Source organism: Citrobacter freundii complex sp. CFNIH9 (assembly GCF_002903305.1).
Taxonomy (GTDB): Bacteria; Pseudomonadota; Gammaproteobacteria; order Enterobacterales; family Enterobacteriaceae; genus Citrobacter; species Citrobacter portucalensis.
In genome coordinates this window covers 188,405-203,241 of sequence record NZ_CP026242.1, presented here as the reverse complement: position 1 = coordinate 203,241, position 14,837 = coordinate 188,405, and the positions used below count along the sequence as shown (strand labels likewise).

General features: G+C 62.2%; 17 protein-coding genes. 12 read left to right on the top strand and 5 right to left on the bottom strand.

Annotated elements, in window-relative coordinates:
* The 3 genes from C2U43_RS28400 to C2U43_RS28390 form a co-directional block, all read right to left on the bottom strand.
* Positions 1-2,139: an AAA family ATPase gene (locus C2U43_RS28400; RefSeq protein ID WP_004883041.1), complete on the bottom strand. Its 2,139-nt coding sequence runs from the start codon at positions 2,137-2,139 to the stop codon at positions 1-3.
* Between the two features lie 105 nt (positions 2,140-2,244).
* Positions 2,245-3,654, bottom strand: a complete 1,410-nt coding sequence (locus tag C2U43_RS28395) for a Shedu immune nuclease family protein (RefSeq protein ID WP_004883043.1) — start codon at positions 3,652-3,654, stop codon at positions 2,245-2,247.
* Positions 3,655-3,715: 61 nt separating this feature from the next.
* Positions 3,716-3,907, bottom strand: a complete 192-nt coding sequence (locus C2U43_RS28390) for a type II toxin-antitoxin system RelB/DinJ family antitoxin (RefSeq protein WP_004883046.1) — start codon at positions 3,905-3,907, stop codon at positions 3,716-3,718.
* Between the two features lie 679 nt (positions 3,908-4,586).
* On the opposite strand from C2U43_RS28390, the gene C2U43_RS28380 reads away from it, so the two are divergent.
* Positions 4,587-5,417 carry a DUF932 domain-containing protein gene (locus C2U43_RS28380; RefSeq protein WP_004883049.1) on the top strand — a complete coding sequence of 277 codons (831 nt, stop codon included), beginning with the start codon at positions 4,587-4,589 and terminating at the stop codon, positions 5,415-5,417.
* An 80-nt stretch (positions 5,418-5,497) separates the two neighbouring features.
* Complete coding sequence (locus C2U43_RS28375; RefSeq protein WP_004883050.1) at positions 5,498-7,564, top strand: ParB/RepB/Spo0J family partition protein; 2,067 nt, start codon at positions 5,498-5,500, stop codon at positions 7,562-7,564.
* Between the two features lie 369 nt (positions 7,565-7,933).
* Here C2U43_RS28375 and C2U43_RS28370 read toward each other — a convergent pair whose 3' ends face one another.
* A complete protein-coding gene (locus C2U43_RS28370; protein ID WP_174330000.1) occupies positions 7,934-8,305 on the bottom strand; it encodes a hypothetical protein in 372 nt (123 codons plus the stop codon).
* A gap of 69 nt (positions 8,306-8,374) precedes the next feature.
* Between C2U43_RS28370 and C2U43_RS28360 the strand changes: the two genes are divergently transcribed.
* Together C2U43_RS28360 and C2U43_RS28355 are read left to right on the top strand one after the other, a co-directional pair.
* A complete protein-coding gene (locus C2U43_RS28360; RefSeq protein WP_004883051.1) occupies positions 8,375-8,689 on the top strand; it encodes a DUF736 domain-containing protein in 315 nt (104 codons plus the stop codon).
* A 39-nt stretch (positions 8,690-8,728) separates the two neighbouring features.
* Positions 8,729-8,995: a hypothetical protein gene (locus tag C2U43_RS28355; RefSeq protein WP_034138236.1), complete on the top strand. Its 267-nt coding sequence runs from the start codon at positions 8,729-8,731 to the stop codon at positions 8,993-8,995.
* Here the strand turns inward: C2U43_RS28355 and C2U43_RS28350 are convergent.
* Positions 8,992-9,285, bottom strand: a complete 294-nt coding sequence (locus tag C2U43_RS28350) for a helix-turn-helix domain-containing protein (RefSeq protein WP_064717570.1) — start codon at positions 9,283-9,285, stop codon at positions 8,992-8,994. The genes C2U43_RS28355 and C2U43_RS28350 overlap by 4 nt on opposite strands.
* Positions 9,286-9,403: 118 nt before the next feature.
* Here C2U43_RS28350 and C2U43_RS29980 point away from each other — a divergent pair, with 118 nt between their 5' ends.
* The 8 genes from C2U43_RS29980 to C2U43_RS28305 all read left to right on the top strand — a co-directional run bounded on the left by C2U43_RS29980 (position 9,404) and on the right by C2U43_RS28305 (position 14,646).
* The gene (locus C2U43_RS29980; RefSeq protein WP_004883053.1) at positions 9,404-9,955 is read left to right on the top strand and encodes a DUF2958 domain-containing protein; all 552 of its coding nucleotides are present in this window, start codon (positions 9,404-9,406) and stop codon (positions 9,953-9,955) included.
* A 343-nt stretch (positions 9,956-10,298) separates the two neighbouring features.
* Positions 10,299-11,066 carry a DUF2285 domain-containing protein gene (locus C2U43_RS28340; protein ID WP_004883055.1) on the top strand — a complete coding sequence of 256 codons (768 nt, stop codon included), beginning with the start codon at positions 10,299-10,301 and terminating at the stop codon, positions 11,064-11,066.
* A 112-nt stretch (positions 11,067-11,178) separates the two neighbouring features.
* A complete protein-coding gene (locus tag C2U43_RS28335) occupies positions 11,179-11,463 on the top strand; it encodes a helix-turn-helix transcriptional regulator (RefSeq protein WP_004883058.1) in 285 nt (94 codons plus the stop codon).
* 26 nt (positions 11,464-11,489) lie between these two features.
* A complete protein-coding gene (locus C2U43_RS28330) occupies positions 11,490-12,332 on the top strand; it encodes a replication initiator protein A (protein ID WP_004883059.1) in 843 nt (280 codons plus the stop codon).
* Positions 12,333-12,597: 265 nt separating this feature from the next.
* Positions 12,598-13,236 carry a ParA family partition ATPase gene (gene parA, locus C2U43_RS28320; protein WP_004883061.1) on the top strand — a complete coding sequence of 213 codons (639 nt, stop codon included), beginning with the start codon at positions 12,598-12,600 and terminating at the stop codon, positions 13,234-13,236.
* A complete protein-coding gene (locus tag C2U43_RS28315; RefSeq protein ID WP_004883063.1) occupies positions 13,233-13,508 on the top strand; it encodes a hypothetical protein in 276 nt (91 codons plus the stop codon). The genes parA and C2U43_RS28315 overlap by 4 nt, the downstream gene beginning before the upstream one ends.
* Positions 13,505-14,050 carry a DUF2840 domain-containing protein gene (locus tag C2U43_RS28310; protein WP_004883064.1) on the top strand — a complete coding sequence of 182 codons (546 nt, stop codon included), beginning with the start codon at positions 13,505-13,507 and terminating at the stop codon, positions 14,048-14,050. The genes C2U43_RS28315 and C2U43_RS28310 overlap by 4 nt, the downstream gene beginning before the upstream one ends.
* The gene (locus C2U43_RS28305) at positions 14,047-14,646 is read left to right on the top strand and encodes a S26 family signal peptidase (protein ID WP_004883067.1); all 600 of its coding nucleotides are present in this window, start codon (positions 14,047-14,049) and stop codon (positions 14,644-14,646) included. Before C2U43_RS28310 ends, C2U43_RS28305 begins: the two co-directional genes overlap by 4 nt.
* Positions 14,647-14,837 lie beyond the last annotated feature (191 nt).

The following is a 14,837-nucleotide window of genomic DNA, read 5'->3' as shown; positions in this document are numbered from 1 at the left end:
TCAGAACACCGCGAGTACATCGTTGATGCGATCATCTGGGAACGTGGCAAGCATCTCGTTTCGGATGCCGACGAAGTCGATGTCTCCATTTCGGAAGGCCAGCAGCTTGGCCCTAAAGTCGTCGAATACGGCAGACGCAGTGAAGATATCTTCTGCATCGATGTAGTTCACGCGGTAGCTCAGCACGTTAAACCAGACTTCCTTAGTGACCACCGGATGCGCAAAAGCGATGGCGTCCAAGATGTACTTCGGAATGGCGGTCTGCGGATCGATCTTCTTTCCCAGCAAGATGGCAAACCATCCCTTGCCGTAGTTGTCCGCCATGGTCAATGCGCGCTGACCGAACAACGCGATGTCCGCTGATTCGAGCTCCGCCTTGGCCGTCGCGATGGTTGGTGCATCCTTGTAGACATCAGGAAGGATGCCGACCACCTTACGCGCATTGCCGGCGGCAATGAAGTCGACCTCGAAGGTATGGGGGGCAAAGAATGGAGAAACCCACCCGTTATCTTTGAAGGTGTCTTCCAATAACGCTTTCCTGGCGACCCCTTTTTCCTGGGATGCCTGATACTTGCCCTTGCGCCGGAGCAGCCCTTCGGAGTCTCCCGCCGCCGGCGTTGTGTCAATGATGGACTTGTCAAGGTCGGTGACGATGCTGCACCGCTTCCGGATTCGGGCATCATCGAAAAGAACCGCGACGTTCTGAAATCCAGTGCTGCGGATATTAATTAAACTGATGCCGAGTTCATCAAGGCTGACGCCTAGCACGTTCTTGATCAGGATCGGAACGAGAATTTCTTCTGCATCGCCCTCCACTAAGAGGACGCTCTTGGCAAACAACAAGTTGCTACGGACAGCATCCAGGTAGCGTTGAATGTTGCCGATCTCTTCTGGGTTTAGGCCAATTGCAGGCTGGTATGCCTCGCAACGATCACCTTCTCTGCCGAGGATGTTCACGTTCTGAACATTGCTGACCTCAGAGATGTGCGTCGAATGGGTCGAATAAATGATCTGTGTGTCGTCGTATTTGAGCTTGTCGAACAGTGTTTTCTGGATATGTGTGTGAATGTGAGCTTCCGGCTCTTCGATAAGCAGAAAGTTGGCGATCGACTGTTTAGCCTTTTGATACTTGAATTCAAGCAGTTTCAACGTGAGGAATATCAGGTTTGCTCCACCAAGGCTCAGCTCGTGGATCGGTCCTTCGTGGCTCTCCCCCGATTCGCCAACGAACAGCTTGAGCGACTGGAACAACTTGTCAGCTTCGTCTGGCAGATCCGACTTGATAGAAAGAGAAGACGGCGAATACGCCTCACCCGCCGCATCCTTGATGGTGTCTCTGATATCCGTCCGGACGACCTGCACGTCTGGCAACGCTTCGATGGAGTCATTCAATGCCTTTACCCCGTCGGTGATAGCCTGGAACGCCACGGGGTCGATATCGCCGCTCTTGCCCTTCAGAAGCGAAAAGAGCGGATTTGTCCGGTTGTTGTGAAATTCGGAGACGACGTCCCGTAGCGCCTGGACGAAAGTGAACGAAATTTCTTTGGAGACGGACAGCACGTTCGGAATCTTCGCGCCGATAACACGAAATTCAACCTCTTCATTGAATCGAACATTCGCGAAGTCGCCGACCACATCCTTATAGAAGGCCTCGTCGTTGAAGTCGGCTTCACTCCGACCTGTGAAAATCGTTTCATAGTCGTCGATGGTGACCGGGTTCAGGATAGCGTCGAGGCCTGCCTGATCACCATCGTTCAATTGAGAAAGTCGCAGCCTGATTTCCTTCTTCGGACGAAAGATCAGGTTGTAAGTGGCCTTGCCGTTCGCCTCTTCCTCAATTACGCCCGTCCCATGTCGGAAGAGCGCCTGCACTGATTCATCCGCAGAGATTTCCTCAAACTCAAGACTGATGATGATCCAATGTCCCTGCCAGCGCCCTAGGCCGCGATGAAAGTCGGTATGCTCCAGCCGGTAGGCAGAGCGAATCATGTTGTCATCAAGCAGCAATCTGATTGCGCGAAAGAGATTGGTTTTGCCAGATCCATTTTCGCCGATGACAGTGTTGATACCCTTCTGGAACAGCAGCTTCGTGTTGGGAAAGTTCCGGTAGTTGACCAGGCTGAGCTTGGATATATGCATTTGATTCAATCTTGTTGTTGAAATCCACATGCCGATCGGCCGATGGATTGGTTGAACACTGCAGCCATTGATCCCAACTACGGAATGGCCAACTGTCAGTTGGTTTTAGAACGGCACCGTGTCTAAGGTAGGAATCGGTTGGAGCGCATTTTTAATCTCGGTTAGCCTTGCAAGTAGTTCATCGAAAGTCACGATCACGATCTCTGCGAACGCATTTCGAACGAGCTCGAATGACTTTCTTTGCTGATGCTCTTGTGGCGTCATGCCAGCGACAACTATGCAGCGAACCGCATAGCTGTGGAGGTCGTATCGGTTCATGTTATTTTTTATGACGGGTAGTTCACTCTGCAATTTGAAACGCTGATCTAGAATTTGAGCAATCGCTCCACCCAATTCTGTCGATGGGCCAAAAACATCATCTCCACGATAGGGAGATTTTCCTAGCAGTTCGGTTTGCGGCTTTTTTATCTCAATGAGGCCAAGATTGCCCGTGGAAGCGGATGCGTATAGAAAATCTGAAAATTTTCCGCCGGACCCGTTAAGTCGCTTGCCACCTGCATAAGCTTGCCCCTGAACCAGCATGGCTGGAACGGCAAATGCAAGACTAAGTATGAAAGGATTTTCCAGAAAGAAGCTTTGCCACTTGCTTTCCGTCAGTCCTTTTCCAAGCATTTCCTGGTATCGCTCAATCAGTTGATTCAGTGTGATGAGCTCAATATCATTCTTTAATGCCAGCAGCGAGCGCGGCTCAGATTCCGCCAGTGCTTCTATATTGTCTTGAACCATGCGAACAGCGGCGCGCCGATCACGCTTGGAAAGCGTCACATGCTGCCGCCCACCATCGGTCATTTCCGTTAGTGCATCAGGTCTTACGCTCTTCTTTAGAGCGGGAAATTGTGCTGAATCGGCAGCATGTAATAAGGTCTGGTAGACATGAAATTGCTTGTCCTTGCGCGCGTCTCTCTGGTGGCGAGAGGCTATGCGATTTAATTCTTTTCTTAATTCATGAAATCTTCTTATTCCGAGAATAAAGAATGGCGAATCAATTTTCGCGTCATTTCCTTTGTGGACAATGAGTATGCTTACGTTTTCTAAGCTGGCGGCTGTTTCGCAAATTTGCCGATATTCCCACAGAAGCCCCAAACCGAATCGAAAATCTTTGGCAAACCCATCCGGCAACTGCTCAAGAAGCCCAACGACATCGTCAGTAGTCTCTGGCAGTATGTAGGGCTCGATAACAGGCCGAGCGACGACGATGCGTTCAAGGGTGCCGTATTTAGGTTGCAGGTAATCGTCGCGATCTTCTCGAATATTAAGAGGCCAAATGGTCAATCTGTCTGGACACACATTGAGCAGTCTCGCTATTGGCGAATCCGGCTTGCGCTCCGCTGCGGGAATATCAGTGAAGAAAACGTTAATGCCTTCCTCTTCCGGTTCGGCTGCTTCAATGACAAGGAAGGGGCCGCCGTCCAAACGCTCACGTTGATTGAATGCTGAAGGTCTGATAGATGCCATGAACTATTCTTGATCCCTACTGTTCAGAGAAACGATTTGCGGGCCTTGCCTCAGCGCAACCTTATGGTGCCTTCCGATCAGAATCGGACGACACACGATTGATGTCAAAGGGGAGTGCCTTATCTGCCGCGATTCGGGTCAGCAGCATCCGAATCGCATCCGAAATTGATAACCCCATTTCAGCCAGAACAACAGTTGCGGCTTCTTTAATCTGCCCGTCAATCCGGGCACGAACGACGTCGTTACTTGCCATTGTTGCGCTCACAATAGATGTAGCTACATTGTGGCTCATAAGTACTATTGCGTCACTTACATTTTGTTGTGAACAGTAGAGCATCCCGGCGTGCCGCCGTCGGGCTCGCGGGCGTTGCCCCGCGCCTCGTGCCGAGTCGCGGCCATGCGGCTTTGATCCCTGATGCCTCCGGCCGTCTCTTCGCTCCTGGCCTGCGCGCGGCGCTTGCCCTCCAGGGGATCGGCTGGACAGCCCATCCCCGCCGCGCCTTGCTTGGCGCCCCTCGCATGCACCGAACAGGTTGCACCTGATCGACCAACAGCCATCCAGCTAGGCGTGCCGCTGGCACGCAGGGGCGCTCGCCGCGCGGCGTTGGTTTCAGCGCACCCCCTGGCCCATTGGCCGCTGTTCGTCTTTCCCCAAGTTCATCGCTTTTTCCCGCGACCGTAGCCCGCGGTGCCTGGCCGTCAAGGCGCGCAGGGCCGAGTCCTCGCTGCGCTGCGGGCCGCACCAACCCTGCGCTTCTCCCTTGACGGCCAGTCCCTCGCTGGCCCGGTTTTTCGCGGGCGATGAACTCAGGAAAGACGGCGGCAAACAGGACCGGCCCAGGTCTCTGCGCTGAACCAACCGAAGCCACAACGGGCTCCGAATCTTGGAATCCGGTCAGCTTTGAAACCACAGCAACTCATTGGAGAAAACCATGCAACTCGCATCTCGATTCGCTTCCCATTCCCCGACGCTGCGCAGTGACTACCCGCTGTCCGACGACCAAATCCGCCGCGTAGCCCCGTCCATCTTCGCGGAGGCCCCGCACGATAGCCGCTCCGAACGGTACGCCTACATTCCCACCGCCGCCGTGCTGGCGGAACTGCGCAAGGAAGGGTTTGAACCCTTCATGGCAGCGCAAACCCGCGTGCGGCACGACGACCGCCGCGACTACACCAAACACATGATTCGCCTGCGCCATGCCAGTCAGATCAACGGCGCGGAAGCCAATGAAATCGTGCTGCTGAACTCGCACGACGGCACCAGCAGCTATCAGATGCTGGCCGGAATGTTCCGGTTCGTTTGCAGCAATGGCCTTGTGTGCGGCGATACCGTGGCCGATGTGCGCGTGCCGCACAAGGGCGACGTGGCCGGTTCTGTCATCGAAGGCGCTTTCGAGGTGTTGAGCGGCTTCGAACGCGTGAAGGAATCCCGCGACCTGATGCGCGCTATCACGCTGGACGAAGGCGAAGCCGAAGTGTTCGCCCGTTCCGCGCTGGCCCTCAAGTACGACCCCACCGATAACAAGCCCGCGCCCATCACGGAAAGCCAAATCCTGATGCCGCGCCGGTTCGACGACCGCCGCCCGGACTTGTGGAGCGTGTTCAACCGCACCCAAGAAAACCTGACCAAAGGCGGATTGCATGGCCGCAGCGCCAACGGACGCCGCCAGCAGACCCGCCCCGTGCAGGGCATTGATTCCGATGTGCGCCTCAATCGCGCCCTCTGGATGTTGGCCGATGGCCTGCGCCAGTTGAAGGCCTGATTCCCCACGCGGCAGGGGCAGGCAGCAGCCCTTGCCGCTTTCTTCGCTGCTGCATCCCTGAACCGATAGGAGTTATCACCATGAACGCCATTACCCAAACCGAAGCCCGCGCCCTCAACACCGCCGCCGCTATCCCGCTGGAAGCCGCCGACCCGACCAAGAACCTGATTTTGGTTCCGCTGTCGCGGCTGGTGTCGCGTCCTGCTGGCCGCAACGTGCGCAAGACCCCGCGCATGTCCATTCCCGAACTCGCCGCGAGCATTCAGCGTGTCGGCCTGCTGCAAAACCTCATCGTCATTGCCGCCGCCGATGGCGAGCATTACGAAGTCGTGGCCGGTGGCCGCAGGCTGGCCGCGTTGAAGCTGCTGGCGAAGAAGCGCCGCATCAGCAAGGAATGGGAAGTGCCTTGCCTGTTGGTGGCCGATGGCACCGCCCGCACGGCCAGCCTCACCGAGAACGTGCAGCGCGAAGCCATGCACCCCGCCGACCAGTTCGAGGCATTCGCCGCGCTGGTGGCCGAAGGCCGACCCATCGAGGACATAGCCGCCGATTTCAGCGTCACGCCGCTGGTGGTGCAGCGCCGCTTGAAGCTGGCGAACGTCTCGCCCCGGCTGCTGGCCGACTACCGCGCCGAAGCCGTGACGCTCGATCAGTTGATGGCCCTTGCCATCACCGACGACCACGCCGCGCAGGAAACCGCGTTCTACGACGCGCCGACGTGGCAGCGCAACCCTTCCCAATTGCGCGACCGCCTCACCGAGCGCGAGATTGACGCATACCGGCATCCGCTGGTGCGTTTCGTGGGGCTGGATACCTACGGAGCCGCAGGCGGTGGTGTGCGCCGTGACCTGTTCGCGGAAGGTGACGCGGGCGTGTATCTGACCGATGCCGCGCTGCTGGAACGGCTGGCGCAAGACAAGCTGGCAGGTATCGCCGCCGAGGTGAAGGACGAAGGCTGGGCGTGGGTGGATGCCACCCCCGCCGTGACCCATGCCGACCTGCACGCCTTCCAGCGTGCGCCGAGGGAGCGCCGCGAACCGAACAAGCGCGAAGCGCAGCGCATCGAGAAGCTGCAAACCAAGATGCACGAACTGGCCGCCGCCGTGGATGACGCGCTTGATACCGAAGACGAGGAAAAGGCCGATGCCTTGCAGGAAGAAGGCGAAGCCGTGGGCGAGCAGTTGCAGGCGCTGGAAGATGGCTTGCAGGACTACGGCACGACCGTGAAGGCCGCAGCCGGTGCCATCGTCACCATCGACCGCAACGGGCAGGCAGTGATTCATCGCGGGTTGATGCGCGAGGCCGAGGCCAAGGCGCTGCGCACACTGGAACGCCTGCGCCAAGGTTTCGGCAGCGAAAGCGAAGCCGGGAACGACGACGAAGGCGAGGACGACGAGCAGCCCAAGACCGCCGCCATGTCCGACAAGCTGGCGCAGCGGTTGAGCGCCCACCGCACCGCCGCGCTGCAAATCGAAGTCGCCCGGCATCCGCAAGTGGCGCTGGCCGCGCTGGTGCATGGCATGGTGCAGACCGTCTTGCAGGGCAGCCACTACGGCCACGACTTGCCGCTGGGCGTGAGCCTGAAAGCGCAAGACCGGCTGGAAGGCATCGCCCCGGATATACCGGATTCGCCCGCCGCCGTGGCGCTGCGCGAGTTGCAGCAGGTAGCAGGCGAAGGCTTGCCGGAGGACAGCGCCGAACTGTTCGCCGTGCTGCTAGCGAAGTCGCAAGATGAACTGGTGCGGCTGCTGGCGATATCCGTGGCCGTCACGGTGGACGTGGTGACACCCCGCGCCACGCCGCAGCAACCGGGCGCGGAACTGGCGCAGGCTGTCGGCTTGGACATGGCCGCATGGTGGAAGCCCACCAATGAGGGTTATTTCCGGCATGTGCCGAAGGCCGCGATTCTGGAAGCCGTGGAGCAGTACGCCCCGGCGCACGTCACCCGGCTGGCGAAGTTGAAGAAGGCCGACATTGCCAGCGAAGCCGAGCGGCTGGCCGATGGCACCGGCTGGATGCCTGCCATCTTCAAGGCCGAAGGCACCGACGACACCACGGCGCAGGATGCGCCGCAGGCGGTGACGAACGACGAGCCGGAAGCCATCGACAACGACGACGAGCAGCAGGCCCACGCACTCGCCGCCTGACCTTCACCACCACCGAGCGCCCCGGTTTCGGCCGGGGCGCTTCGCTGTTCCATCAGCATCGGCCCCAGGCCGTTCCGCCCTGGTGCCGATGGTCAAAAATCCGGGCGCGGCGGTGGCCGCGCCCGGTTTCCAAGCCCAAAGCCAGAACGCCCCTTCGCCGCCTTCGGGCGGACGGCGAAGGGGCGGCGCACAAGTGACCTTGTGCGCGGGAAACCCTCGAAGCCCATAAGTGCGTCGGCGCACAGCGCCGACGACATTCCGAACGCGCCCCACCGCAATGGACGGGCGTGTGGGGCTACGCCCCGGCTTGCTGCCGCAGGTTGCACGAAAGCGTGCCGTCCTCGACGCTGGCGGTTCGTCGCCTGTACGTCACGAAGGACGGTTCACCGACACGCCGCCCGGCCTTGCAATGGAGCTTCCACGCCACGCCTCACGCAAAGGGCCGCAAGCAGCAGTAGGGACGCTTTCACCTTGTCGCTGGGCATTGTCCTTGCCCGTGTCAGGGCGCAGGCCGGTGAAGCCGTCGCGCGGGGATGCCGAGTCGGCCATGCCTCCATTCGGGAGCGGGCGGCCAGTACGTCCTTGTGTTGTTGTGAATCCTGGCGGTGGCTGGGCTTCATGGCCGCAACCTTCCAGCGAAAACAATTCCCCCTGCGCTGCGCGCATTCCTCGCGGGACAAATTCTTTTCGCTTCCAGGTTCTCCACGGTGTTGCGACCGCTGCGCGGTGCGGCCAGCCCATCCCCCGCCGGACGGATCACAACAAGGACGCACTGGCGCGACCTTGTTCAACCCGAAAGGAGAAATCATCATGGCTAACATCGGCACCTTCACCGCAGAGAAAGACGGCTTCACCGGCCAGCTCCGCACCCTGACCCTCAACTTCAAGGTCAAGCTGGTTCCCAACGACAAGGGCGAGAACGAAAGCGCCCCGGACTTCCGCCTGCAAGCGGCCGGCCACGACTTCGGCGCGGCGTGGAAGAAAACCAGCGAGGCCGGGCGGGATTACCTGTCGGTGGCCATCGACGATCCTTCATTCCCGGCGACGGTCTATGCCCGCCTGATCGAAGGCGAGAATGACACGCACGACCTCATCTGGTCGCGCAGCAAGCCCAAGGCGGCCTGACGGCCGCCCACCGCGCCCCGCCCATTGCGGCGGGGCGCGGTGCTGCTGATCGCAGCATCGCACGCACAGGGTTTCGGCAGTTGCCCCATGTCCCGCATGTCCAAGGCCAGCATTGCATTGGTGATGGTCGAATGGCTCGAAGCCCGTGGCAGTAGGAACAGCATGGCGTGTCGGCGCATTGCGCCGCCGGGCTTTCGGGCTGCGCCCCATGCCGCCAATGGCGTCATGTCCATTCGGCTTCAATCCCTCACGCCTTCGCGCCTGGCGGCGCTGCGCGCTCCGCTTGCGGGCATTCAGACGCGCTAGGGCGCGTCGCGCTCTTTCAGCACGGCCTCGAACTCCTGGCGCACCCGCGCCAGCAGTTCGTCGGCCTTGTGCGTGTCGTCGCCGGCGTAGGCCAGCGTCAACAGCGTCAGCGGATGCACTTCCATGACCTCGCACAGCTCGGTCAGCTTGTGCAGGGTCGGACTTTTCAAGTCGCGCTCCAGCGTACTCATATAGGTGCGGCTGGACACGTCGGAGAACGCTTCCTGGCTCAAGCCTCGCGCCTTCCTGACTGTCCGTATTGCCGTTGCCAATGAGTGTTTCGCTGTCACTAACTTGGTTTCCCCATAAAAACCAAGATGACAGCCCATTGCGCCCTATAGGGCTACAATCTATAGTGTTCATTCATGGCTGAAAGGCCCGCTTTCGTGCTTTTACGGAAATCCGCAGATGCGGATTCCGACAGAACCGGGGAATCGCATCCGTGTCTTTCCGGCTTCCGACAATTCCGCTTCGGCGCTTCTGTTCTTCTACGGATGCGATGGCTTGCACATCGGTGCTTCCACACGAATGCACGGATGCGTTTCGGCAGTTCTGCGCTTCGGCACCAAAGCGCATTCGCGCATCGTCGGTTTCGTGGAGAAGCTGCCCATGACCCTGCCGCTTGTCACCGCTGATGAACGCGCCCGGCTGCTGGCCCACGGCGCGGCGCTCGCCGCTGGTCAGCGGCTCGACCCGCTGCCCGTGGTGCGCTTGTTCACCCCGGACGCGCATGTGACCTGGCTGCTGGTGTCGCTCGACCCGGCGGATGGCGACACGGCCTACGGCCTGATCGACCTCGGTATCGGTATGCCTGAGCTCGGGATGGTCAAGCTGTCCGACCTGGCGGGCATCGTCGGGCCGCGCAAGCTGCCGGTGCGGCGGGATCGGTATTTCCAGGCGGTGCGCCCGTTATCGGAGTACGTCCGGCTGGCGCAGGAGAACGGCGCGATCACGGACTGATGAAAACCAGCGCGGCCTAGCCAGCCGGGGCGCATCGTGACTATTTCAATCTTGATCAAGACCGTGCAGGTCTGAATCCGCATTCTTGCACCGAAGTGGTGCGATCCTGTTGAAAACAGTCCTGATCTTGGGCGCGGGCTGCGGCACGGTGTTCGGTGCTGCGCGTCATTTTCCTGAAGGCGTAGCCGTCGCATTCAGACGATTTCCGCAACACGCAGAGCCAAATGGTCTTGACACCGACAGTTACAGCCTAACCAATTTTGATGACGACCTGATGGCATTTCGATAGTTCCCGCATCGCGGAAATCGTGGCGACGCATCCCAAACAGAGGGAGGTTTCGCCATGACTGATCGCAGCGCCGAACACTGGTATCCGACAGCGGCCTATCTCTACGTTCTGCACCTTGACGGCCCTGCGCTGGCGTGGGAATACCTGCGCCGAAATCCCGACTACCGCCGCGACTGGCTGCGCCGCCGCCGCCGGCCGGACACGGCGCAGGCGTGGGGCCTGCGCCTGCTGGAAGACCCAGCCCTGGATGCGCGCGACGCGCATCCGGCCTGGTTTCCCGATCACGATGCCGTCGTGCAGGTTTACCCGGACGATGACCCGCCACCCGAAGCCCATGCCTTCGAGTTCTGGCGCGTCCCTGGCCGCAAGCAACTGATCCACGACGGCAAGCGCCTGGTGCTGGTGTCGCATTGGCCCGGCTGCTGCCTGCGGCTCGCGCTCGCGCCGGGCCTGGAAGACGGCATGGCCTACCTCTACGCCACCCGCGCCTGCGCCACGCCCTGCGCGCGCTATCGCACGCTCGCGTCCGAGCTGGACGCATTGGCCGTGGCCACGGTTGCCACGCCTGCGGCGGCGGCCCGTTCCAGGCCCACGACGGCCGCGGTGCTGGAACTGCACACCTTGCAGACGCTCGACGCGACCCTGGCGGGCGCGTCATTGCGCGAAGTGGCCGAAGGGCTGTTCGGCGCCGATGCCGTCGCCGCCGACTGGCACAAGGACAGCGCCTTACGTGCCCGCGTGCGGCGGCTGGTACGTCGTGGCGATGCGCTGATGCGTGGCGGCTATCGCCGCCTGGCACAGCTTCCGCCGCCGTTGCAGTAGGGGGGGACGTTTCGCGTCCCCCGTAGATCGTCCCTTAGCAAGCAGCCTCGCTTTCTTGAAAGTGCCTCTAACCGGCCGCGTGGTGTGGCCGGGCTTGATGGAGGTACATCCCATGCGACCCGCTCCCTTGCGGCCTGCCGCCGCTGCTGTCGCTGCGCCTGCGCAGCCCCAACGCTACCTGACCAACGACGAAGCCGCCGAGTACCTGCGCCTGTCGCCACGCACGCTGGAGAAACAGCGCGTGATCGGCGGCGGCCCGAAGTTCCGCAAGTTCGGCCGCCGCGTCATGTACGCGGTGTCCGACCTCGATGCCTGGGCCGACCAGCGCAGCTACGAGGCGACTTCCGACCCGGAATATGCCGAACGCCACGCGGGCGATTACCGTGATGGCCGCTGATCGCTGGCGCGTGGGTGGCCGTCGCCATGTCCAGCCCGCCAGGGCAAGCCTTGCAGCGCGAACAGCTCGACCTGTTCCGCGCGCTGCCGGGCGACATGGCACCCCGCGACAGCCAGGACTTGATGGCCTTTCCGTTCTTCTCGCTGGCGAAGTCGCGGCGTACCGCGCCGATCGACTTCCGCGCCGGCGGCATCACCATCCGCGTGGAGGGTACGCAGGAGCACGGCATCGCAACGATATGGGATGCCGACCTGCTGATTTGGGCCGCCTCGCAGATCGTGGAGGCGCGCGACGCGGGCTTGCGCCCGTCGCGCTGGATACGCGCCACTCCCTACGAGATCCTGCGCTTCATCGGGCGCGGCACGTCTCTCAACGACTACCTGCGCCTGAAAGCCGCGCTCGACCGGCTGCAATCGACCACGGTGGCCACGTCCATCCGCGAAACCACGGGAAGGCGATTGCATCGCTTCTCGTGGATCAACGAGTGGAAGGAACTGGCCGATGCCAGCGGCGTGCCGCTGGGCATCGAACTGATCCTGCCGGACTGGTTCTATGCGGGCGTGCTCGATGCCGCCTTGGTGCTGACCATCGACCCAGCCTATTTCCGCTTGAAGGGCGGGATCGAGCGCTGGCTGTACCGCCTGGTGCGCAAGCACGGCGGCAAGCAGCCGGGCGGCTGGCAATTCGACTTCCGGCACCTGCACCGCAAGTCGGGCAGCGCTGCGCGCTTCTCCGACTTCGCTTACGACCTGCGCGTCCTGGTGGCGCGGCAGTCGCTGCCCGGCTACGTCCTGGGCATCGAGCGAATGCCGGACGACGGACAAGAACTGCTGACCTTCCGGCCCGTGCTGCACACGGCACGGGGATAACTCGTGGAAAAGGTGTGGACGGCCTCGTGCTATCAGGAGTACCGGGTATCGTGCTATCGGGAGTACGCCTATCGTGCTATCAGGAGTACGAAAACGCCGGAAAGCCAATAACGGCGCGGGTTTGCGGCCCCTCTAACTTCCCTAACAAGAAATACATAACTTTTAGTAGAAGCGCGCCGTTTCGGTGGACAACCGAGAAACGGCACGGCGAACAGCGTTTTGCACGGCAGGTAAAGCCCGGCTTTCCAGCAGGGAGGGCCGCGCCATGATCCTCGCTCTGCTCAACCAGAAAGGCGGTGTCGGCAAGACCACGCTCGCCACGCACATCGCGGGCGAACTGGCGATGCGCGGCCAGCATGTCGTCCTGCTCGATGCCGACCCGCAGGGTTCATCCCTGGACTGGACGCAGCGCAGAAGCCAGCAAGGCTTGCCACGGCTGTTCAGCGCCGTGGGCCTCGCACGCGAAACGCTGCATCAGGAAGCGCCAGAACTCGCCAGGCGGGCCGATCACGTCATCATCGACGGGCCGCCGCGCATCGCCGCCTTGGCGCGCTCCGCGCTGCTGGCGGCCGAGCGCGTGCTGATCCCGGTGCAGCCCAGCCCCTACGACCTCTGGGCCAGCTCGGAAATGGTTTCGCTGATCCGCGAGGCGCAGGTGTTCCGGCCGCTGCTCCGCGCGGCCTTCGTCATCAACCGGCGCGTCAGCACCACCATCATCGGGCGCGAGGCGCGGCAATCGCTCGCCGAACAGCCGCTGCCCGCGCTGCGCTCGGAGGTGCATCAGCGCATCGTCTTCGCCGACAGCGTGGCCGCTGGCCGGCTCGCACGCGAGACAGCGCCCGACAGTGCCGCCGCCCGCGAAATCACCGCCCTGGTGGACGAACTGCTGCGGTGGCCGACATGACAGCGCAGCAGCCACCCAACAGCAAACGCACGGGCAAGCGCGTCGGCATCGGCGCACGTCCGCCCGCGAATCCGCACGCCGAGGCGTGGATTCGTCAGGGCGATGCCGACGCGCTGGGCAAAGGCGACCTCTACACGGCCCGCCTCACGCTCGACATCACGCCCGCCATGCGGGCGCGCATCAAGGTGTCGGCCTTCACGCAAGGCGTGACCGTGGCCGACCTGCTGCGCGGCCTGCTGGAGCGGGAGTTTCCGCCGGAGAACACACCATGAACGCATTCGCTTGGCCTGCCGCGAACGCGGCACCGGCTGCGCCGCTGCCTGCGCTTTCGGCACTCGCCGGACAGGCCGGCAATGTGCCGCTGACGCGCGTTTCGCTGGCCTACCTCGAACATCGCTTCAAGCTCTACCTGCGCTTCGGCGAACCGGCGCGCACGCTTCAGCTCGACCGCTGGCGGCGCTGCGCGGTGTTCCTGCCGGGCGCGATGCTCTGCCGCATCCGCTGGCAGGCCAACGACTACGGCACGATCCGCTGGCAACTCATGGTGATGCAGGCTTGCACACCGCTGGACGCGGCGCAGCGCATCCCCGGTGTTCAGCCGGGCGCGCGCTTGCTCCTACACACCGAAGGCGATGCCAACGTGCGCGCCGTGCTGGAGCGCATCGACGGCATCGAGGCGCTGGGCATCGCTGCCATCGACGTGTCGCCGGCGTACTGGCGCACGCTGGGCAACCGTCTTGCGGCTCGCCTTGCGCTGCCCGAATACACCACCGAGCGGCATACCGCCTGGCTGGCCGGGAAGGTGCTGCCATGACCGCCCCGACCACCACACCCAACGCGCCCGACGTGGCGCCGCGTCCTCGCTCACGCCTGCGCGCTCGCATCGTGCTGGCGACACTGGCCGCCATCGGCTTCGCTGCGCTGGCCTGGGCGGCTTTCGTGTCGCCGCTGCCGCGTCTGACCTACAACCCGTCCGACAGCGTGGCGGTCGGCTGGTATCGCATTGACCCGTTCGACCCGCGCACCGCCTCGCTGCCACGTCCGTTGTCCGTGGACAGCATCGTGCTGGTGCCGCTTCCGGCCACGGCTGCCGCGCTCGCTGCGCAGCGCGGCTACCTGCCGACGCGCGTTCCGCTGCTCAAACGTGTGGGCGCGGTCGCGCCGCAACACGTCTGCATCGTCGCCGGTCAGGTACGCATCGACGGCGTGCCTTCGGCCGCCGTACTGCCCGCCGACCGGCTGGGCCGGGCGCTGCCGTCCTTGCAGCTTTGCCGCCGCCTTGAACCGGGCGAACTGCTCCTGTTGAGCGTGACGAATCCAGCATCGTTCGACAGCCGCTATTTCGGCCCGGTCAGCGCATCCGCCGTGATCGGCGTTGCGCATCCGGTGTGGCCGGAGATACGCCCATGATGGCCGCCGATTCGCTGCGCTCTGACGTGCCATCGGGCATGTCGTTCTGCTGGCTGCTTCAGTGTCGCTGCGCCTGTCGTGCCGGTGCATTCGCACCGCACGTCGCGCAGCATCCGGCGCAGCCGTCCAACGTTCAGGCGTCTTGCCTCGAACGCGCCCGGCCTGCGGCCATTGGCGCTTTCGCCGGCGCG